This is a genomic window from Mariniflexile sp. HMF6888 (genome assembly GCF_044335535.1).
GTDB lineage: Bacteria > Bacteroidota > Bacteroidia > Flavobacteriales > Flavobacteriaceae > Mariniflexile.
This window is the reverse complement of the sequence record NZ_JBIQVZ010000004.1, coordinates 116,239-137,478: the sequence shown is the minus strand read 5'-3', so window position 1 is coordinate 137,478 and position 21,240 is coordinate 116,239. Positions and strand designations below refer to the sequence as shown.

Annotated in this window: 19 protein-coding genes; all 19 read right to left on the bottom strand. The window is 33.5% G+C overall.

Going from position 1 to position 21,240, the window contains the following annotated elements; translation table 11 throughout:
* Nucleotides 1-80: 80 nt before the first annotated feature.
* The 19 genes from ACGLWY_RS11535 to ACGLWY_RS11445 all read right to left on the bottom strand — a co-directional run bounded on the left by ACGLWY_RS11535 (nt 81) and on the right by ACGLWY_RS11445 (nt 21,235).
* Complete coding sequence (locus ACGLWY_RS11535) at nt 81-1,418, bottom strand: O-antigen ligase family protein (RefSeq protein WP_396619818.1); 1,338 nt, start codon at nt 1,416-1,418, stop codon at nt 81-83.
* Complete coding sequence (locus tag ACGLWY_RS11530; RefSeq protein ID WP_396619817.1) at nt 1,415-2,491, bottom strand: glycosyltransferase; 1,077 nt, start codon at nt 2,489-2,491, stop codon at nt 1,415-1,417. Before ACGLWY_RS11530 ends, ACGLWY_RS11535 begins: the two co-directional genes overlap by 4 nt.
* Nucleotides 2,470-3,603: a glycosyltransferase family 4 protein gene (locus tag ACGLWY_RS11525; protein WP_396619816.1), complete on the bottom strand. Its 1,134-nt coding sequence runs from the start codon at nt 3,601-3,603 to the stop codon at nt 2,470-2,472. Before ACGLWY_RS11525 ends, ACGLWY_RS11530 begins: the two co-directional genes overlap by 22 nt.
* Nucleotides 3,603-4,154: a serine O-acetyltransferase gene (locus ACGLWY_RS11520; RefSeq protein WP_396619815.1), complete on the bottom strand. Its 552-nt coding sequence runs from the start codon at nt 4,152-4,154 to the stop codon at nt 3,603-3,605. The genes ACGLWY_RS11525 and ACGLWY_RS11520 overlap by 1 nt, the downstream gene beginning before the upstream one ends.
* Before the next feature lie 3 nt (nt 4,155-4,157).
* Nucleotides 4,158-5,153 (bottom strand): glycosyltransferase family 2 protein, encoded by a 996-nt coding sequence (locus ACGLWY_RS11515; RefSeq protein ID WP_396619814.1) that lies wholly within the window; start codon nt 5,151-5,153, stop codon nt 4,158-4,160.
* A gap of 162 nt (nt 5,154-5,315) precedes the next feature.
* Nucleotides 5,316-6,854: a glycosyltransferase family 2 protein gene (locus ACGLWY_RS11510; RefSeq protein WP_396619813.1), complete on the bottom strand. Its 1,539-nt coding sequence runs from the start codon at nt 6,852-6,854 to the stop codon at nt 5,316-5,318.
* A 4-nt stretch (nt 6,855-6,858) separates the two neighbouring features.
* The gene (locus ACGLWY_RS11505) at nt 6,859-7,239 is read right to left on the bottom strand and encodes a hypothetical protein (RefSeq protein ID WP_396619812.1); all 381 of its coding nucleotides are present in this window, start codon (nt 7,237-7,239) and stop codon (nt 6,859-6,861) included.
* Between the two features lie 169 nt (nt 7,240-7,408).
* The gene (locus ACGLWY_RS11500; RefSeq protein ID WP_396619811.1) at nt 7,409-8,554 is read right to left on the bottom strand and encodes a glycosyltransferase family 4 protein; all 1,146 of its coding nucleotides are present in this window, start codon (nt 8,552-8,554) and stop codon (nt 7,409-7,411) included.
* Nucleotides 8,555-8,916: 362 nt separating this feature from the next.
* On the bottom strand, nt 8,917-10,005 hold the full coding sequence (locus ACGLWY_RS11495; RefSeq protein WP_396619810.1) for a glycosyltransferase family 4 protein: 1,089 nt from the start codon (nt 10,003-10,005) through the stop codon (nt 8,917-8,919).
* The gene (locus ACGLWY_RS11490; protein ID WP_396619809.1) at nt 9,996-11,381 is read right to left on the bottom strand and encodes a hypothetical protein; all 1,386 of its coding nucleotides are present in this window, start codon (nt 11,379-11,381) and stop codon (nt 9,996-9,998) included. Before ACGLWY_RS11490 ends, ACGLWY_RS11495 begins: the two co-directional genes overlap by 10 nt.
* Entirely contained in the window at nt 11,381-12,502 is a 1,122-nt protein-coding gene (neuC, locus tag ACGLWY_RS11485) for a UDP-N-acetylglucosamine 2-epimerase (protein WP_396619808.1), read from the bottom strand. Before neuC ends, ACGLWY_RS11490 begins: the two co-directional genes overlap by 1 nt.
* 512 nt (nt 12,503-13,014) lie before the next feature.
* Nucleotides 13,015-14,058 carry an N-acetylneuraminate synthase gene (gene neuB, locus ACGLWY_RS11480; protein ID WP_396619807.1) on the bottom strand — a complete coding sequence of 348 codons (1,044 nt, stop codon included), beginning with the start codon at nt 14,056-14,058 and terminating at the stop codon, nt 13,015-13,017.
* 379 nt (nt 14,059-14,437) lie between these two features.
* Complete coding sequence (locus ACGLWY_RS11475) at nt 14,438-15,109, bottom strand: cytidylyltransferase domain-containing protein (protein WP_396619806.1); 672 nt, start codon at nt 15,107-15,109, stop codon at nt 14,438-14,440.
* A 1-nt stretch (nt 15,110) separates the two neighbouring features.
* Nucleotides 15,111-16,016: an alpha-1,2-fucosyltransferase gene (locus ACGLWY_RS11470; RefSeq protein ID WP_396619805.1), complete on the bottom strand. Its 906-nt coding sequence runs from the start codon at nt 16,014-16,016 to the stop codon at nt 15,111-15,113.
* 33 nt (nt 16,017-16,049) lie between these two features.
* Nucleotides 16,050-16,955 carry a glycosyltransferase family 2 protein gene (locus ACGLWY_RS11465; protein WP_396619804.1) on the bottom strand — a complete coding sequence of 302 codons (906 nt, stop codon included), beginning with the start codon at nt 16,953-16,955 and terminating at the stop codon, nt 16,050-16,052.
* 1 nt (nt 16,956) lies between these two features.
* Entirely contained in the window at nt 16,957-17,967 is a 1,011-nt protein-coding gene (locus ACGLWY_RS11460) for a glycosyltransferase family A protein (RefSeq protein ID WP_396619803.1), read from the bottom strand.
* The gene (locus ACGLWY_RS11455; RefSeq protein ID WP_396619802.1) at nt 17,958-19,118 is read right to left on the bottom strand and encodes a glycosyltransferase; all 1,161 of its coding nucleotides are present in this window, start codon (nt 19,116-19,118) and stop codon (nt 17,958-17,960) included. The genes ACGLWY_RS11460 and ACGLWY_RS11455 overlap by 10 nt, the downstream gene beginning before the upstream one ends.
* Nucleotides 19,119-20,330, bottom strand: a complete 1,212-nt coding sequence (locus tag ACGLWY_RS11450) for a hypothetical protein (RefSeq protein WP_396619801.1) — start codon at nt 20,328-20,330, stop codon at nt 19,119-19,121.
* Nucleotides 20,327-21,235 carry a glycosyltransferase family 2 protein gene (locus tag ACGLWY_RS11445; protein WP_396619800.1) on the bottom strand — a complete coding sequence of 303 codons (909 nt, stop codon included), beginning with the start codon at nt 21,233-21,235 and terminating at the stop codon, nt 20,327-20,329. The genes ACGLWY_RS11450 and ACGLWY_RS11445 overlap by 4 nt, the downstream gene beginning before the upstream one ends.
* Nucleotides 21,236-21,240 lie beyond the last annotated feature (5 nt).

The following is a 21,240-nucleotide window of genomic DNA, read 5'->3' as shown; positions in this document are numbered from 1 at the left end:
TTCTATTTTCTTAATTCTGCATTCTTAATTCTTAATCCTTAACTCATAACTCTTAACTCAGAACTCTTAACTCTTAACTCTTAACTCTTAACCCTCCCATTTCCATAAGTAATATTCAACAAACAAAGCCCGTAAATAAATGCAGGCGCTGCAATACGCATTGCTGAATGATTAATAGTCAATAACCAAAATAAATAGAACGAATAAAAAAATAAGTTTGTTTTATTTTTCATCCTAAAAACCAAAGGAGTCATTAACAAGATCAGGAAAGCAAACATGCCTAACAACCCATGTTCTGCTACTATTCTACTCATTTCGTTGTGGGAAGCTGCTGCAACGCCTGTCTCATTTAAGCGTTCTTCTTTTACTTTACCTACCCCAATACCTAAAAAAGGATTATCGATAAACTCTTTAAGTTCAAAAGCCATTAAATCGGTTCGACCTGTTGTTAGATCTTGCTTTTCCCGTCCTGAAGCATCTTGATTAGCATAACGTTTTTCTATAAATCCACTCGTTTGGATAGAACTGTATAACCAGATAGAGAATATACATATTAAAAATAAAAACAATGAAAATTTTATATGGAATTTGGTTTTCAGATTAACTTTTAAATAGTATAATCCCACAAAAAACAAAATCATAACAACCGCTGTAAAAACACCACCCCTACTAAAGGTAATGAGTGCTCTATACGTCAATATACCTAATAAACACAAATCTATAAATCGGTATAAAAAAGGGTCTTTAGACATAAAAAACCGTGTAGCCAAAACAAAGATACCGATGCCCAAAACAGTTGCTACTTGATTAGGTCCAAAACCACCGGAGGTTATAAAATTTGATTCCGTTCCAGTAACCACATCTTGTAAATTGGGCGTAAATAAAAATAAATAAACAGCCATACTTATTAAAGGTAGCAGTAAAGCCAATAGCACTATCTTTATCTGATTGTAAGTAAGGGTTCGTTTGTAACAAAAAACGGCTGTTACTCCTAGACAAATAGGACCACTTAAGTTAAAAGCGATGGCTCTCCTAATATCGGTTTCAAAACCCAAATCGGCAACCGCAACAAAAATTCCTGGTATTAATAGTACCATATATAGCACATAAATCAATGCCTTATTAGAAAAACTGTTGCTTATTAAGCCCATAAGAATAAAAACTATCACCAAATATTTAATAGCTTCATAAAATACCGTACCCCCATTCATTCTTAAAAACACTTCTATTCCGACTATATAGGCACAAGCTGTCAACACATAGAACGTTTTGTACTTTTTAGAAGCCCTTAAAATTTTATAACTAAAAAACACCGTAATAAATAAAAAATACACCAATGCCAATGGCCTTATAAGGTAAACACCTATCGCTAAAATGACATGAAAAACGAGAAGTTTATAATATAGCGACAATTTCATTTTTGGTGGGCTTTGTAGATTTCAATTAGTGATTCCATAACCTTTGCTTCTGAAAAAGTGGACGTCACTTTCAAATATAAATTTTTAGCAACTTTAGTCCTCAAATCTAAATCATTAATATAGGTTAATAAAGCTTCAGCTAAAACTTTATGGTTTATAGGTTCAACTAAAAGACCTTCCTCATTATTGGAAATCACTTTATTACAATCACCTACATTTGTAGCAATAACAGGTAATTCTGCTAAACCATACTCTAAAAGCGCTACTGGCAATCCTTCAGATTTTGAAGACAATACACCCATTGTACTTTGACTTAAAATATTAGAAACATCGGCACAACTTCCATAAATAAACACCTGTTTTTCTAAATGACGTTCAATAATAAAGCTTTTAATTGAACGATAATAATCATCTTCATAAAAATGCCCAACTAAATGCAAGCTCCAATTTGGTTGAAGCTTATAAACCTCATTAAAGGCATGTAATAAATTAATATGGTCTTTATCGGGTCTTAAATTCGCTAAACATACAAGACGTTTACCTGTTTCACCATGAAGCGTTGTTAATTTTAAAGTCGGATTAATTTGCGGATAATTAGCTAAAACATGTACATTTTTAGTCAAAAGCTTATCTTCACTCCTTACTTTCAATGCTTTATTAACTGTAATGATGCTTGAGAAAAAAAAAGAACACAGTTTTAAAATAAACTTATTTACACTCGACGTCTGGTCTCTATTTCCATAATGTTCATGCCAAATCAAGACCTGTTTTGGGTTTAAAATTTTAATGATGGTTGCTATAAAAAATGAGGAGGCATGTGCATGAATGATGGTTATATTATTGGTTTTAACAAATCTATTAAGCTTTCTTATAGCCCTAAAGTCTAAACTGGATTTTTTATTTAAAAACAAATAATGAACCTCTTTCAATACACTTTGTTTTAACAACCCTTCAGCCCTAGTAGCACATAAAAACGACTTTTCAACACGACTTGCTAACGCATTTGCGTAATTTACTGCCACACGTTCTGCGCCACCAGCATGTAAAGAATCTATAAGTTGTAAAACTTGCATTTATAATTTAATAATTTAACTATGGCTTTCTCAAAAGTTTCTAAAGTGTACTGTTGCGACCATTTTGAAGCTTTTTTAGACATGGATTCCAATTTTTCCATATCTTTTAAAGCATCATTAATGTGATTAACGTCTTCATTCAAATGGGCCTCCATTAAAATCCCTCGGTTGCCAAAGTCTAACATATAAGGCACACAAGAAACGGCTGTTGCCATAGGAATCACGCCAAAAAACATGCCTTCAGCAATGGCTTTGGGCCAACCCTCAGATTTTGATGGCAGTATTAAAAAATGGGCCGTTTTTAGTGTTTCTTTTATCGTGTCTTTAGATTGGTTGCCATGTAAAGTAACTATTTTTTCAAGACCATGGATATGGATATAATCCTGTAATTCTTGTTTTAAAACACCTTCCCCATAAACCTCCAAAAACACGTTTTTGCCTTGTTTGTACAATGCCTCAATAATCTGTAGGGCTAATAACGGACGCTTGCCCGGAACTAAAGTACCCACAAAAACAAATTTCAAATCTCCCGAATAATCTCGTTTAATGGGTGTTTCAATCTCAGAATCCTTATACGTAGCCGTAAAAAAGGGTTTGATATTTTTAGTTTGGTTTGGCCAATCACCATACACCAAAACCTGCATGTTTTTAGTTAAAAAGGGGTGACTCAAGATCCACTTTTGGAGCCTGTAACTTAAAGGCTGTTGGGCATTTGGATCCCAGTTACCAGCATATTTGGCTGTTTTTGTTTTCTTCGGAAAAAATATTTGAACAAAACACCCTAACAAGCCCATGTTACCTGGACATCTTAAATGAATATGGTCGGCTTTTTTGCAGGTCTGAAATAGTTTAACAACAATCATAGGCATACCCAATAAACTGGATACAATGGCTCCTAATGAATTAAACTGAAGTGACCTTACTGATATTACTTTTGGTTGCACATCAAAACGGGACGTCAATAGTGCTTTATCGTAACTTGTTGGAGATAGTATGGTAAACGCATCAACGTATTTCGCCCAAATATTCATTTCCCGAACATAAGGTTCATAAGCCACATAAGAATCATTTTCTTTTAAAGTTGGAGCATTTGTAATGACTAAAAACTTCATTAAATATAATCTTTTGAAGTATTGTTATTTACAACTACGGCAGGCACACCCATAACCGTAGTATTGGCATCAACCGATTTAACAACTAGTGAGTTGGCAGCTATAACACAGTTATCACCAACCGTTATTTTTCCAACGATAACAGCATGGGCTCCCATATATACATGATTCCCAATTACAGGAACCCCTCGTTTTTCATCACGTCCGCTAACCCCAATGGTTACGCCTTGGGAGATATTACAATTAGCACCAATTACGGCATTGGAATTGACTATAATACCACCAAAATGACCGATATAGCAAGACACTCCAATACTTGCTGAATAAGGCAAATGAATGCCCGCAACAAGTTCTATCCATTTTTGACAGATGACACCCAAAATCAAAAGTGGTTTTTTAATTATTGTGGGCATCCGCCTCCTATAAATGGCGTTAAAAAACCTATAAACACATAATGCCCAAAGCCCTTGGGTGGTTAACAACAAGATGACTCCTGATTTATTACCACTATATTTTTTATATTTTTCTATGTCTTGTCTAAATCTAGCCATGAGCTATCTGTTAACTTTTGGAGCATTAAAGATAAGCGAAAACCAGCCAACAATACGCCCTAAACTTTCGGTGAACGCCTCTTTTCTTTCTGAAGTCGTTATGACGTTAAGCAATCTTATTTTAGTCAATAAAATGGCTGTAGCATGCCATTTTAATCGCGCTTTAAAAGTAGGATTTGGATATTTAACGCGCCATACATACCAGCCATTCCGAAGGACCATTTTGCCATAACCGTATTTATTGGGACGACCGGAACCATCGTGATAGTGTGCCAATTGCGCATTGGTGTTCACATAGAGTTTTCCTGTTTTTGCCAAACGCAATGAAAAATCGGCATCTTCATAAAGTCCGTAACCTTCAAAATAGCTTGAAAAATTAAATCGGTTGAAAACATCTTTTCTATAAGAAGAAACACCTCCCATAAGTTGTTCTACTTCATAAATGCCTCCTGAAGGTGGTAAAAAACTAATAGAGCGCCCATGTGAAAACGTAGGCATACATCCTGGTATAGCGTCTGGTAGTAAACCAAATTTTCGTCTCATTTTGAATCGTGAAGGTTCACTTCGCATCCATCCATCATAGTAAAATTTTGAAGGATCCTTTTTATGATCGGACTTCGTCCAACTTACTTCGTTAATAATATAACCGCCAACCGCTAAAGCATCTTTCTTTTCAGAATATGTTTTTATTAAAGCTTCAAAATAATTTGCTTTAAGAATAACATCATCATCCAAAAAGCAAATAATCTCCGAAGATTCAGAAACCTTTTTAACTCCAAAATTACGTTGTTTGGTTAAGCCTCTATGGGGGGCATCCACTTTAAAATATTTTAAGTTTTTAAATGCATTTTCTTTTAAAATGGTTTCTGTGTCATTATTGGTAGAACCATCAATAATTAAAATGTCATTGGGATATAATGTTTGTTTCGCTACCGACTGCAATAAAGTTAACAGTGGTTTTGGTCGCATGTATGTACAAACTATTAAAGTAAAATTCATATCCTAAAGTTGCTATTTTAGATAATTTAACTGACTTCTAATCTATTTTTTTAATAAAAAAATCATCTGAATTCGGTTGTCAATCTGCCTGTCAAAGACCCAATAATACACTTCGACAAGCTCAGTGTGACAAAAATATTCAGTGTGACAAAAAATATATTACTATTTGGTTCGCTTTCCCAAAGCTATTAAGTTTTTGGCATAAAACACTGATTTATTAAACTGTAAAAGCCTTATGGGAAATTTTAATACTCTTGATGGTATGTCTATCCACTTTGCTTTGGTGAAATAAAACACAAAATACTTGATTTTATATTCTTTTCGTTGCCTTACATCAAAATGTTTAAACAGTTGATACATGATGGTAGGGCTTGGTTTTGGCACAATCCATTTAACCGGCTTATCCAGTTCCCATGGTTGTTGTTTGCGTTTTTTTCCTTTTATTCCCGCTTGTTGTCCCCAAAAACGGTAACCGCCTATTGGTGGTTTTAAATGCAAGTTTACAGAGAATGGATTATGTAAAACGGTAACACCTAATTTTGAAATTGATAGGCCAAAGTCACTATCTTCACCATAACCACCATCGTAATTGATATCGTTGCCAATCAATTGATTTACAATACGCCTTGATACACAGGAATTCGCATTACTAAATGACTGCGCTGCACCAACTTTCCAACGTGCATCTCCCATGGTATTTAACTTATCATCTAAATCCGTTAACGTTTGCTGCTGGTGGTCTGCCCGAATATCCAACCCATTACAAGCTTCGGCGTTATAGGTTTGCAATAATCGGATATGGTTTTCTATAAATTGCGGCTGAATGCGAATATCGTCATCACCAAAAACAATGTAATCGCCCGTACACAAATCGATGGCTTCGTTTCTTGCCCTACAACTGCCTTGAGTGGTTTGCCATTTAAAAACAACCTTAAACGAATAGGCATTGGCATGATAAAGCGACGAATCTCTCACTGCTTCTGGAGTGGCATCCACCACAATCACTTCAAAAGGTTTGTAGGTTTGATTTTCCAAATCGTTCAAGAGGTTTAAAGTGAAATCTTGACGCATCATGGTGGGAATGATGTAACTTACTTTTGGGGTGCCTTTTATGGGTTGTAATTCCCGAGGTTTTAATAAGACTGACTTATCCTTAAAACGGTATTTGTTTTTTGCAAACCAAAATCCCTTCAGGTCCTTCGGTTTCCAAAAACCGCTTCGAAATAACATATAAACACTATGCGAAAGCTTAAAGTTTTTAATGTAAAAGGTATAAATATCTTTTGTTGAAATTTGAACGTCTTCAATAAGGTCTTCAAACAATCCTTTTACATACAAAGGAACAACGCCTTGGTACCTCAACGTATTAAACCCAAAATCCAAAGCCGACATTTGTAGGTTTTCATAATCCAAATCGAAACCGCCAAAGGTTTCCCAAACCTGTTTTCTTATTACAAAAGCATTGGGATTGATTCGCCAACTAACCGATTTTTCTAAGTTATCAAAATCCTTTGCATACCAGAAAAACACCACCGTTTGATAGACAATTTCAGGAAAGACATTTTTATACCCTTGATCCAAACTGCTGTGCCAAATATCACCTTCTCCCATAGCCAACTCATCAAGCAAGCTGAAATTTGGAGCGCCTTGATATAATAAGACCTCGCCATTAGGGGTGGTATGTTCTTTTAAGTTTATCAAGATTTTAATATGGATTTAGCACATGACAAAAATTGAAGCGCGTCACATAGAGCATTATCGAAAATGAAAATATATTTTTATTTGAAGACAAAAGCAAAGTTTTAGAAATGCGAATAAAAAATTTCTTGAAACAGACTATCCTAGAGGCAGAGCCATAGAGGTATTTCGCCTGTTTCATTTTGATCTCAGGTTCAAAAACCGAAATTTTGTATTTTACCTCACCCAGAACTGCCCGAAAAGGCAGTTCTGACCTCTCCTCCAAAGGAGAGGTGAATTGGACACCCCGAAGCAGAGCCTTCGGGGAATTATTTAGATTAAAAACAATACTTCCAATGTCTTCGACTGCGCTCAGACTGACATCTGAATATGTTTGTTTTTTTGTCATGTACTAAATAGGGTTTTATATCATTTTTTATCACACTAAGCTTGTCGAACTTTGTCACACTGAGCTTGTCGAAGTGTATTATTGGATTTTCGACAGGCGGACTGACATGCTATTATTCTTTCGATAGCCTATTATATTTAGGCAAATATTTCATTGTAAATATATTGAATTATATACGTTGGGTTAAGGTTTTATAAAATTCAACCGATTTTTTGGCTACCAAATCATGACTAAAATGTGTTTTTACTTTTTCTCTGGCTGCCATACCTAATTGCCTTTGTTTTGATGGATCATCAAGTAATTCTAAAATACGCTCAGCATATTGTTTGTGTTGGGCTGGATGCACTAAAAAACCTTCTTTACCATCTTCAATCATTTCATTTGCCCAGCCAATATTAGAAGCTACAATGGCTTTTTCCATAGCCATGGCTTCCAACCACGATACGGGTAAAGCTTCTGCAAAGGTAGGAAATACACAAACCGTAGCCTCTTGAATGAGCTCTTGAATTTTTGAATAGTCAACCGCTCCCAAATAGCTTACTTTCTTTAGTGCCGATGCGCTAAATAAAGGCTGCATGAGTTGCCATGTCGAAGTTGACCCTGTTTTTTTATCGCCACTATCTTTTCCTACCAGAATTAATGCTACTTCATTTTTTGAATCATGGACACGGTTGAATATTTTGGGCAGTTCTAAAAGTCCTTTTTTTCTTATGAGTGTTCCGAAATATAGAATCGTTAGTTTTTCAGACGTATTGAGGTTTGGTTTAAATACAGAGACATCAATACTATTGGGAATGACGGTAAATTGTTTATTCAACCCGAACAATTCATTCGTTAAATTTCCTGTATAAGCACTGACGCTAATAATACCATCGGCTTTTTTAAGAGCCTGTTTCTCAAGGAATTTATTTTTAAACTTAACTTTTCTGTTATCTAAATGGCAAAAATAGGTATCGCTACCATTCTCTCTGATAACCAAAGGACATTTCGGATTTACAAGCGCTGTAAAACCGGTCCAATCTGGCGCTTCAACAATCTCAATGTTACCAGAATCATACAATGAATTGATCAAGCGTTCTACTTTTTTTTGTGTCAAAATAAGTGACAAGCCTTTTACTTTAATGTTTTTTATTTTATAAAAGTGAATGTCTGCTTCAATAAAAGAATCGTCCTGATCTTGTCTATAAACAAGAATGCTAATATCGTGTCCTAAATTAGATAAGGCTTTCGATAGATTTAAAATACTCGTGCCAATACCTCCAGCCGTTCCGGTTTTAGGATGGGGATATTCGGGTGTTAGGAAAGCGATTTTCATATCCCTATAAGTTTCATCTGGTTTATTTTCATTGTTTTAATTTGGTCAGATGGAACACCCTGAATAATCATGCTTGTGTGAGATGCTTTTTCTCATGAGTGTTTTATCTGTTTATTTATATTGTTTTAGTACATGACAAAAATTGAAGAGTGTCACATTGAGCATTATCGAAAATGAAAATATATTTTTATTTGAAGATAAAAGCAAAGCTTGCGAAATGCTATTAAAAACGATATTTCCAATGTCTTCGACTGCGCTCAGACTGACATCTCAATGTATTTTATTTTTGTCATGTACTAAAATTTATTTTATATTTTGGTCATATGAAACACCCTGAATAATCATCCTTGTGTATGTGAACACTATCCCCATAGGTATTTCATGTGATTATGTACCATCATATCAATTGAAAATCTATTTTCTATTAAAGTCCGTGTATGTCCTATAATATATTTTTCTCCTTTTATAATGTCGGCTAACAAGCCTGATAATGCTTTACTATTTTTAGTTTCAAATATAAACCCATTTTCGTTATGGGTTATAACCTCAGTATTGCCCCCTACTGGGGTTGTTATTACGGGAATATTAGCTGCCAAACTTTCTAAAATAGATAAGCTAAAACATTCCATGTGTGTGGGCTGAATCAAATAATCATACTGTTGATATAAGGCTTTTAAAGTGGATTGACTGCCTTTAAAATTGAAAACGGATTCTAGATTATAAAGTTTTACCAATTGAAACAAGTTGTCTTTATATGGGCCGTCGCCATACACATCTATCTTTAAACTTTTTTTTATCGTTTCTGTCAATAAATAAACCGCACGTATTAAATCTTGAATGCCTTTAGACGCCCGTAAATGTGAAACTACTAAAAACTTAGGGTTTATTCGACTTCTTGCTGTGGTTTTTGGAATGATAGTATCAATCAACACCCCATTATAAATAGTTTGTGTTTTTGGTTTTAAATGGCTTCCAAAATCCTGTAAAATAGCCTGACTTGTATAATTTGAAACACCAATAAATAAATCAATATATCTTGAATATAAGAATCCTTTTAACTTCTTTTTTAATTGCTTTTTAAGTGGATAACCTCCCAAAGGCCTGGGATTGTGGTCAACTGCAATAATTTTTGCTTTTTGAAGTTTCTTAACATCTCCAAAAAAGGGCGTACACAACTCAATAAAATGTGTAACTATATGTGAATACTGAACTTTTTGTGTTTTAATATAACTTGAAAAGCATGCTTCTAAACTAGAATCGTTCGCTGGAATTATATTAAATGTTGGATAATCCCCGTATCTGGACTTATTAGGAAAAAACCAATCGACTGCAATCTGTTGTTCAGCACATTTATGATTAAACGTCCAGAAAAAATAATCCATACCACCTACCCGATCTTCAAGAAGTTCGTAATTGCAAATTACAGCGATATGTTTTCTATTTAGGCCCATTCTTTTAAACTTACCACTAATTGCTTATTGGTTTCTTCTAAAGATACACCAACTTGTTGTTTAATAAAACTTTTTCGATTTGTTGAATCACTATCGCTATTTAAATATCCTGAAATAGCAGCAAGTAATTGTGCTTTATCCTTGACTATTTTTGAAGATTGACTGGTCACCAAGTGTTGAATATGTGCATATCCTAAAAACCGCTGATCATCATACAACCCATTAGTGGCATGACCAAAAATAGGATTAATAACAGGTTTATCAAACAACATAAAATCTAAACTCATAGTCGAAAGCATATTGATATTCAAATCGGAATATTCCAACAAAGCCCTTAATTGTTTAACGTCTTCAAGTGTTGGGATGCGTTGCGACCACGATTCTTGGTGATTGGCGCGTACTTGAATCCATTTAGGGAAATTCCATTTTATAAATGAAAATCTTTCAACTAAAGAATGAAACCGAATAGGTTCTTCAGCTGGGGAGGTTCTGACTATAAAATTAACCGGTTCAATTTTATTTTCTGTAATGGCACTTGCTATGGTTTCTATATAAAGTTCATCATTTTTACTAGTTGAAATATCCCCACAACTAAAACATACCGTCTTTAAATTTGCATCCAAATTAAATTCCGAAATAAACGCCTCTTTCGATACTTTATAATCATCCATCACATACGGCACAAATTGAGGTGTTCCAACCACTTTAATTTGCTCCTGCTTAATAGAGGTGTAAAACTGAAGTAAATCTTGTTTCATGACAGCGCTCCAAACCAAATAATAATCGAAATTGGAAGCCATTCTGCCTTTTGAAGCCAAATTATCCCAACTAAAAATAAAGGCCGCCGTTTTTATTTTTTTTTGTTGTGCTGCGTATGCCAAAGGCGCAATATATGGAGGTCTTTGGTGGGTAAAAAACAACAAATTAAAGGACTCTTTTTCTAAAATAGAAGCATAGCCCTTTGTGATTCTATGATTAGAAAAGGTACTATTTTGCAGTTTTTGAAACTGTTGAATAGTCAATTCTGAATGGAACAACGCCGTTAATTTATATATAAACCGAGTCGCATACCCTCTGGTCGTTTTTAGCTTAGAGTCATTGGTTTTTAAATTATCTTGAATCCCTAAATTTCCTTTTTGGTGTAATTTAAGGTGTGCTATTTCTTTAGCCTTTCTAAAAAACCAGGTTTTGAATGTTTCTTCAAAAACATCCAATTCAATAACCCGACGGTTGGTATGCGGTTTATAAATATCCTTTGGCAAACATGATAAAATAACGACTTCATCAAAACTCTTTTCGGCATGTCGTAAAAAATCACTTAAAATAAAGTTTCTAAAGCCAACACCGTCGGTAATTACCAATCCTAATTTTTTCATTAAAGTGCTCTAAATTGTTTTTGATGATTCGTCTTCCAAAGTGATTCCGATTTTAAAACATTTAAAAATGCTTCCGCACTATGGCCATTCCCAAAATCAGTAATTTTATTTACAACCACCTGTTTAGCCGCTTCTATGCCTTCTAAAATCGCATCAACATGATAGTCTGTATTAATAATAGCATTCGAAATGGCTCTGTTATGTTGGCGTGTACCAATGTTAATGGTGGGAATACCGTAATAAGGAGCCTCCCTAACACCAGCACTACTGTTGCCTATAATAAATTCTGAATGCCTTAAAAGTGTTAAAAAATATTCAAATCTAACAGAAGGAAACACTCTAAAATTCGGATGGTTTAAAAGGGATTGATACGCATCTAAAATGATTTGACTTCCCATATCGTTATTCGGAAAAATAACCACGTAATTTTTATTGCTTTCAATTAAAGCTTCTACAAAAGCCTTGGCATAATGTGCCATTTGTTGATGCTCCGTGGTTATTGGATGAAACATAGCAACAGCATACGTATCAAAAGGAATGTTGTAATACAATTTTACGGTTTGTAAATCTGGTAACGTATTTGAAAACATGATATCGACATCTGGAGAACCAATGCTATAAATAGATGCTGGCAACTCCCCCATTTGCTCCAATAAGGACTTTGCTTTACCATTTGCCACGAAATGAATATGACTCATTTTACTGGTGGCATGACGCAACAATTCGTCAATAGTCCCCGATAATTCGCCACCTTCCACATGGGCGACCAAAATATTATTTAAACTGCCTACAATAGCGCCTGCTAAAGCTTCCACTCGGTCGCCATGAATGACAATTAAATCTGGTTGTGTATTTTTTACAAACTCAGAAAAACCGGTGATGGTCTTCGCCAAGGTTAAATCCATACTGGCCTCATGGGTATCATTCCGAAACGTTGAAATGTTTTTAAAACCACAACGCTCAACTTCAATGAGGGTATATCCATACGTTTCGAGAAGATGCATGCCCGTAACAAAAATATGAGCTTCAAAATCCTGATGATTATCAAGAATTTGGATAAGTGGTTTCATTTTACCAAAATCGGCTCGTGTACCTGTTAAAAATGCTATTTTTTTATGCATGCTTTTTTACTTGCAACAAATATAAAATTTTAATTAGTGAACAACTAGTCAATAATCATTAGTCAATAGTCATTAGTCACTAGTTGGTAGTTGATAGTCAACAAACAATTAAACGATTAAACAATTAAACGACTCAACGATTAAACGACTCAACGATTAAACAATTAAACAAACTCCCTGTCAGACTGAGCCTGTCGAAGTTCTATTACTAACACTTTCTTCATACAGCTTCGACAAGCTCAGCTTGACAAACATTGTTCCACAAAACTAACTTAAACAAACCATACGCTGTCAGACAGCCTGTCAAAATATTTTAGCTATTTCTTCTGTTGGAGGCACCATAAATGTTGTAACAAATAGGGACTAGCCACTAGTTGGTAATCAACAACCAATTCAACAATTAAACAATTCAACGAATCAACGATTAAACAATTCAACGATTAAACAATTCAACGACTCAACGATTAAACAATTAAACAAACTCCCTGTCAGACTGAGCGCAGTCGAAGTCCTTATTCAATATCCACCCAAGTCAATTGTTCATCATTCTCAATATCCCGACTGGCTCTTTTCCCTAAAATACCATCAAAATGTTCTGCTAAAATTTGTCCAGTACCAGGGCGTTTAACCCAAGTATTCTCTTTGGTGAAAATAGCGCCTTTTTTAATGTTTGAAATACTACACACCGTAGCAAAAGCAAAATCAATGGTGACTTGCTCTTCTTTAGCTGGTTCTTTAGTACCACCTCGCATGCATGCAATTTCTTTACTACCCGCAATAAGTTCTTTACAGCTCGTTTCGTCCATACTACAAACAATATCCGGTCCTTGGCGTTGCATGTGGTCGGTGAAATGGCGCTCCAGTATAGACGCCCCTAAAGCGACTGCTCCCAAGCAGGCATTGTTATTTAAAGTATGGTCGCTTAACCCAAAAACTTTATCTGGGAATGCTTTATGCAACTCCATCATAGCTCCAAAACGTACCAAATGACTTGGTGTTGGATATAAGTTGGTGGTATGCAAAAGCGCCACTGGTACATGATATTTATCAAAAATGGCTACGGCCTTCTTAACACTTTCAATGGTATTCATACCCGTACTTAAAATAACTGGTTTTCCAAACTGGGCAATATGCTCTAATAACGGATAATTATTGCATTCACCAGAGCCTATTTTATAAGCCGGTACATCAAATCGCTTTAAACGTTCTGCTGCTGCGCGTGAAAAAGGCGTAGAAATAAAGATCATGCCTTTACTTTCAACATAGTTTTTTAGTTCCAATTCATCGGCTTCATTTAAAGCACAGCGTTCCATTATATCATAAATGGACACATCCGCATTTCCAGGAATCACTTGTTTGGCGACACGGCTCATTTCATCTTCAACAATATGGGTTTGATGTTTTACAACCTCAACACCCGCTCTAAAAGCGGCATCAACCATTTGTTTTGCGACTTGCAAGGAACCTTCATGATTGATACCTATTTCGGCAATAACCAATGGCGGAAAATCTTGACCAATTTTGCGACCTGCTATGTCTATATATGGGTTATTCATTTTTATCTTATTTACTTACTAAACCCTTCGACAAGCTCAGGGTGACACTGCTTATTTATACTCCTTTTTTTATGTTCCACCATCAGACTGATCGCAGTCGAAATCCTATTACCGACAATTTCTTCATACAGCTTCGACAAGCTCAGCTTGACAAATGTTGCTCCACAAAACTATTTAAATAAACCATATGCTGTCAGACTGAGCCTGTCGAAGTCCTAATTTCTCCCAACTCTAAAAGCTTTGGTAGGCTCAACTCTACAAATACATTTTAATACCACTTCCGATGTCAGACTGAGCCTGTCGAAGTCCTAATTTCTCCCAACTCTAAAAGCTTTGGTAGGCTCAACTCTACAAATACATTTTAATACCACTTCCGATGTCAGACTGAGCCTGTCGAAGTCCGTTTCAATACATATTCAGCATACTCAAAATCTTCCTGTGTATCAATATCTATTGAAGCAAAAAGATGGTCTACAATTAACGGAAATGCATTTTCTGTTATAATTTGGTTATTTAAAATATGCGTTGCTTTTGTAATGTACAACAAGCCATTTTCAAAATACAAAGGCTCTAAATCCTGACTACGCTGCCCAATAGAATAATTAAATGGTTTAAAAATACCCTTTTCAATAGTTCCCAATTTCTGATGATTTCGGGAAACCGTAAATAAACTGTCGTATGCTTTGTCTTTGTATAGTTGGAATGCCTCAGTTAACAAATGCTTAGGTCGTAACGGATTTGTAGGCTGTAATAAAATAACATTTTCAACACCATCATCTATAGACTCTAAAACATGTTTTAAAGCGGTTACTGTAGGCTCTAAATCCCCCGACAGTTTTTGTGGTCTATCAATAACAAATGCGCCATGTTCTAAGGCTATGTTTTTTATGTCTTCGTTATCTGTCGATACATAAATAGCATCAATAAAATCGTGTTTCTTAGCATAATTTATACCGTGAACCAATAAGGGTATGCCTGCCAATAACTTGATATTTTTATTAGGCAATCGTTTTGAATGTCCCCTGGCTGGTATAATGGCTATGGTTTTCAATTTATTTATTTCCTATTATTTTTTTAATAAACCGCTTAATTTCTTTTACTGAAAATTTGTAATAATATTTAATATTTTCGAAGGCTTTTAACACCTCTCCTTTTATTACTAGCTTCCAATACTTTAATTCAATGGTCTCTTTTTCTGAATTGAAAGCAAACCATCTATCGGGAAAATAATCTTTATCATTATTTCCCGCCCTAAATTTACCTCTAAAATTTTGAATTGGTCTAATAATCTTGGTTCCTTCTTTTTCTCCTAACCATGCTAACCACCAAGAAAAAGTCGAATTACTTATTACAAAATCATCACATAAAGACCCTAAAATAAGTTGTTCCATTAAGTTTGATTTCTCCATAAATATAGCGTTTGGTAAAAACTGAAAATGTTTTTTGCAGTAATCAATATCATCACTAGTAAAAATTAAAACTCTTTCTTTCCAATCAGGAAAATTCTTTACGATCCCTAAAAAATAATAGCTATAATCTAACTGAAAATAATATGGATGATTAACAAAGTCGCCTCGTCTTACGGATATTAAGATGTTTTTTTGGAAAAGGACCGTTTTATATTTCTCCTTTACGTCACTAATAATTTCTGGCTTAAATTTAAAACACGCCCTAACAGCTTCTCTATTAAAATATTTTTCAGACTGAAACCATCCATTTAAATCATAATTACCGTCTTTTAATTCAATATTTTTATAATGATAGGCGTTTTCTTTTATCAATTGGCAACTTAGTTGTTCATCATATAAAGGAAAATTATAATCAAAGTATGTTGCATACTTCCATTTAGGAAATGCAAATTCATGACCATTTTTAATAGCTATACCCATAGTTGAGGCTATTTGAAACAAATGATTTCCGAAGTTTCCTTTTTTACCAAGTCGTGAAAAAATTATCATATTTTTATAGTCCTAACTCTTTAAAACAACTTATTAACTCCAATAAATTATTGTCTCATTTAATTGATAAAATCTTTTTAATTCCGCTTCCGTCAAACTGTTTCTGTTGTTTAACAGCCTAGGCATATTAAACAGTACATCAAAAATAGCTCCCAATATAGCTAACAACGCCCTAAAATCGCCTTTAAAAACTTTTAATTTTAGTTGCATCCATAAGGTATAGGCTAACCTTTTAGGAATGTATTTTAATGGATAAAACAATAGGTACAAATACCAACCAGATCGTAATGAACGTCTCAATCTAGTCGTGTAATCTTGATGTTTTTTTCTTGCTTTTACATCCACACGGTGGTGTATCAATACATCTGGAACAAACCAAATTTCCCAATCTTTTTTAAAGAGATGAAAGCCTGCAAATTCTTCTTCCCCATAAAACACAAACCAATCTGGATAATCTGGCAGGCTTCTCCACGCATCCATACGCCAAACGTGACCGCAACCTACAAAGCCTTTTACACGTGTACTTACAAGTGTATGATTTAAAGTATCTGGCAATGTTTTTCCCCAAAAAACCCTGAAAGCAATCACAGCACACTTTTTATTTGAGTCAAAAAAAGCTTCTATTTTTTCCAAAGGATTTTGAGAAACAATATACGCATCGTCATCCAATGTGATGGCATATTTTGCTTTTGTTAGATGAAGCAATCTGTTTCGGCTAAAAATAAGTCCTTTACTTTTTGCGTTTTTAATTAGCTGTATCGATTTATAGTTTGTTTCTATAAAAGTTGATGTTCCATCGCTAGAGCCATCATCGCAAATAATAAATTCCACATCATCATTGTCTATAAAACAAGCTAGTTGATTTAATGTTTCTTTTAAATCGGACAGCCTATTTTTTGTGGTAATTAATATGGAAAATTTAGAGTTTTTGGCTTCCATATTAATATCTTTTTATCATCGCTTTTGGTAATCCTTTCCACTTTAAAAACAACCTATTGAGAAAAACTATAGAAAAAATCCTAGTAAAAAACTTATTCTTTAAAAAGTAAACAGCAGGACTTGTTTTTTTATTTGTTTTAAAATTAGATATGAAGTCTTCACTAAATTCTTTATGATTAGGAACGGCTTGCATCCAATCCTCAAGGGTATTTCCCATGTGGAAAGCGTAATTATTGTAAGTTGTTAATCGCCAATACCCTTTTTTTAATGGTGCTTTGTCAAGGTAACTTAAACTTGTTCCACCTAACTTATAAGGTATGTATGAAATGATTTCGTGGAACATATCCTTTTTATAGGTGGCTACAAAATGCCCTGAGCCTATTAATACATTTAAATTTGAGTTGATTTCCAACCCCAAACTATATTTTAAATAATCTTGATTATAATTTCTTTCCCAACCAATACTATCATAAAAGCGTTTTAATGCTTCGGGATTAATAACTGGCAAAAACTTTAATTTTTCACTAAAAATAGTATCCAAAATTACATTTCCACAATAATTTTCATACATTTTAAATTGTGGCACAATACCAACAACACCCGCTTTTGGAACATCATTAAAAACCTTAACGGTTTCTTGTTGCCAATTGGGTAAAAACAACACATCGGCATCCGATATGGTAACTAACTCCATATCGTTTCCTACCAAACCTTTAATAATGGCATTTAGTTTTCCTATGTTTTCTGTGTATATTACCTCTTGAATATTCCCATTGTTAAATAACAATTCTAAATATGCTTTTACTTCTTGGCAACTTCCATTGTTTACAATGGTTATAAAGGTTCTGTTGTGAACAGTCTTTAGCAAAGACTCAATACATAACTCAAAAATCTTTAAACTATCCTTAAAGTAACCTTCTTGATTTGGGATATAAACAGGTATTACTACTTGATGTGTAAATCTCGAAGTTTCTAAAATTTTGTCTTTATTTGGGTTTAGTCCTACTCGCATTTCATAATAGTATTATAAAATGCATTAATCCTTATTCTGTTTTTTTGGTAGTCCAGTCTTTCCAAAGCAAGATTATCATTATAAATACGAGCTTGATTAATTAATGAGCCATTGTCTAATGCTTTTATAATTTTTAATTTTATTTCTTCAATGTTTTCTGCATCTTGGATTAAAAGCCCATTAATACCATCTTGGATTATTTCTGAAGTTGCATTTCCCGGATTAGTTTGTATTGGAAAAGCTCCCATAACGATTGCCTCTAAAAGTGTATTGGGAATACCATCTGAAATACTATTACCAATATAAACCAAGGATTTTCCCATAAGCTTTAAAAGTTCTATATGTGACAACTCATTCCTTTGGTAAACTTTAAAAGGCATTTTTTTTTCTTCAATGTATGAAATAGTTTCGTTATGCGCACCAAATACTACAAATTCAAAGTCTGGATAATGCAAATAAATGTCTTCTATTGCCTTTAAAACATTCAATGCTCTACCAAAAGTATGTTGATACCCTTTGATCAATATTAATTTCCTATTTGCAATAGCATATTTATAGCTTAAAATATCTTCTAAATGGTAGCCTCCACCTCCCGGAATTACACCTAAAAACCTTCCCTTAAAACCTATTTCTTTTGCTATTTCAAAATCACGGTTACAATCTGCTAGTAAATAATCTACCCGCTTTAAAACGTTCCTTAGCCTATAACGGTGTTCTTTGAAGTCTTTATAATAATACAAATCACTTCCCCAACATGAATAAACCCACTTCATTTCGGAATATTTTTGCATCGTTTTCAAAATAGGATACGAACAAGACTGCATCTCAAAACTGTGCACTATGTCTGGCTGTATTTCTTTAATAATTTTGTCTAAAGCTTCATTAGGTGTTACTTCTAAATATTTTATTATATAATTATATAAAAATGGTAACTTCTTATATAAGAAATACTCTCCTTTTAAATATGGTATTTTGCGTTTATTCATTCCATAAAATTGAGTAGCAAAAGAAAGCTTTTCTAATTTCCCTCTGTTTAAAACATCAAACCAATAGATTTCATAATCCTTTCTATCTAAATTTTCAATCCATCTTATTGCATGAATGGAATTCATTGATATAAACAATATTTTCAAAGGTTTTAAATCTTTCATTTAACTTGAGTGAATAATATTATCAATGCTTTTCTTAAAATTCCCATCACTAAAATAATCACCAAAGGGATTTACACAACTTTCATTATTCAACCTATTGATAATCAAATTCTCAAGCTTTAACTTTATCTCTTCTTTATTTTCATAACTAGCGATGAACTCCTCCTTTTTTATAATATTTCTTATTTCACTTTGTTTAGGAGATAGCGTAAACGTTGGTTTATCAATAGATGCCAAAAGAGGTGTTTTACCCAATAAAATGTTGCAACATAATGGTCCATTTTCTAACAAAATATTTATATCTGAAAAGTATTTTTGTTCATGCATTGAATTTGAAAAATTTACACCTTCCAAAAAAAACATATTTTCACATTTTGAATATTTTTCTTTTAGCCTGTTTAATTCTGAACTTTTTAATCGCATAATAAACGCTGTATGATCTCTGTAGAATGTATTACTATTTATTAGTTCTAAATAACAATCTAATAACACCTCTAGATTTCTACCAAACTGCAATGCGCCTTGATAGGATATAATCACTTTTTTATTTCTTTGGAAAATTTCGCTTTTATCATCTAAATTAAAAACGGTTTCGTCAAATTGATGTGGCAGCGTATAAAAAGGCTTTTTTGAACCATATAAAAACTGCATCTCTTGAGATAACAAACCTGATGGTGTTATACATTTCTTAGCCCTAGAAACAACTTTAGTCATAGCTTTCAACCTGAAAAGCTCTAAATTAGACAATACTCTATCCTCACCAGAGTACCAAAATAATGGATATGGGTCGTGAAAATTTATTATAGCTTTTTCTAGAATAGGTAAATTCTTGGCTGCTAATATGGTTTCATAATTTAATCCCGAACTTCTTATAAAAATATGATCATACTTTTCATAATCAATTTTAGAAATATAGGACGCATATACTTTATGGATATAGTGCTCTTTTAACGACACATGAAATAATCGCCAATATATTTTATTAGCCCATTTTGTAAAAAAGGGAATTTCTGTATTTAAAACATACGTTTGAATATTATTAACAGGCAAAAGGTTTAGTTGATCATCCCTTTTATAGTTTATTAAGTATAAAACATCAATAACAGAATCGGGATAGGCTTTTCTTAATTTAGCTAAAAATGAACGCGAAACAATACCTTCACTGGTACCCGACACTCTTAAATCTTGTACTATTACTAAAAACTTAATCATACTTTATTTTTTAAAACCGAATTCAGTACCTTTTTAATAAAATTGAAATACCGCTTTATTTGTAAATCATTCATATAAAGCTTAGTAAACAACCCCCAAAATTTAATATTCTTTTTATTGTCGAGAAACGTCTTTTCAAGCATAAAATATAGTGTTTCCTTTTGCTTTTCATTAAAAAAAGCGTATTTTTTTTCAAGCAAATAATAATAAAAGTAGAAAGTTGCTATATTTTTTAATGTTAAATCGTCTCGTTTACTAGTGATATTTAATCCGCTTAATCTAAACGACACTAAAGCATCGTTAATGGTGTACATATTTCCAAAATCAGAACACTCCAAAACTGCCAAATAATCACTATACCATGCTAATGGCAAGTTTTTAAATTTTTTGTTTTCTAATACTTTCTTTTTAAAAATAAATTCGCTCAAAGAACTTCTGGTGCCACCTTCTAATTTGCGTATTAAAAAATCGGTTGATGTTTCTAATTCAGGGTGTTTGTGTTTTTTAGAGATTTGTTCGCCATGTTCGTTAATCACGACTGTAGCATACCTGATAACATTTATTTTTAAATCATTTATTTGTGTTAAATGTTCACAAAATGCTTCTACAAAATTTTCACTAACGGTATCATCATCTCCCAAAACCACAACCCATTCTTCGTTATTTACCATATCTAAACAACGCTCCCATTGCTTGGTTAGTGAAATACTACCTAGATTGGATTCAAATCGTTTATAATGACATGGAAAATTTTCTTTATACTTTTCTAATAAATCTTTTGGATTTTCTGGGCTAGCATCATCACCTATATAAACGATGAATTGTTTGTTAGTTTGGTTTTTTAATGAAACTAAAGTCGATTCAAAAAAAGTATGCTTGTAATATGGAATTACTATGGCTAACATAACTT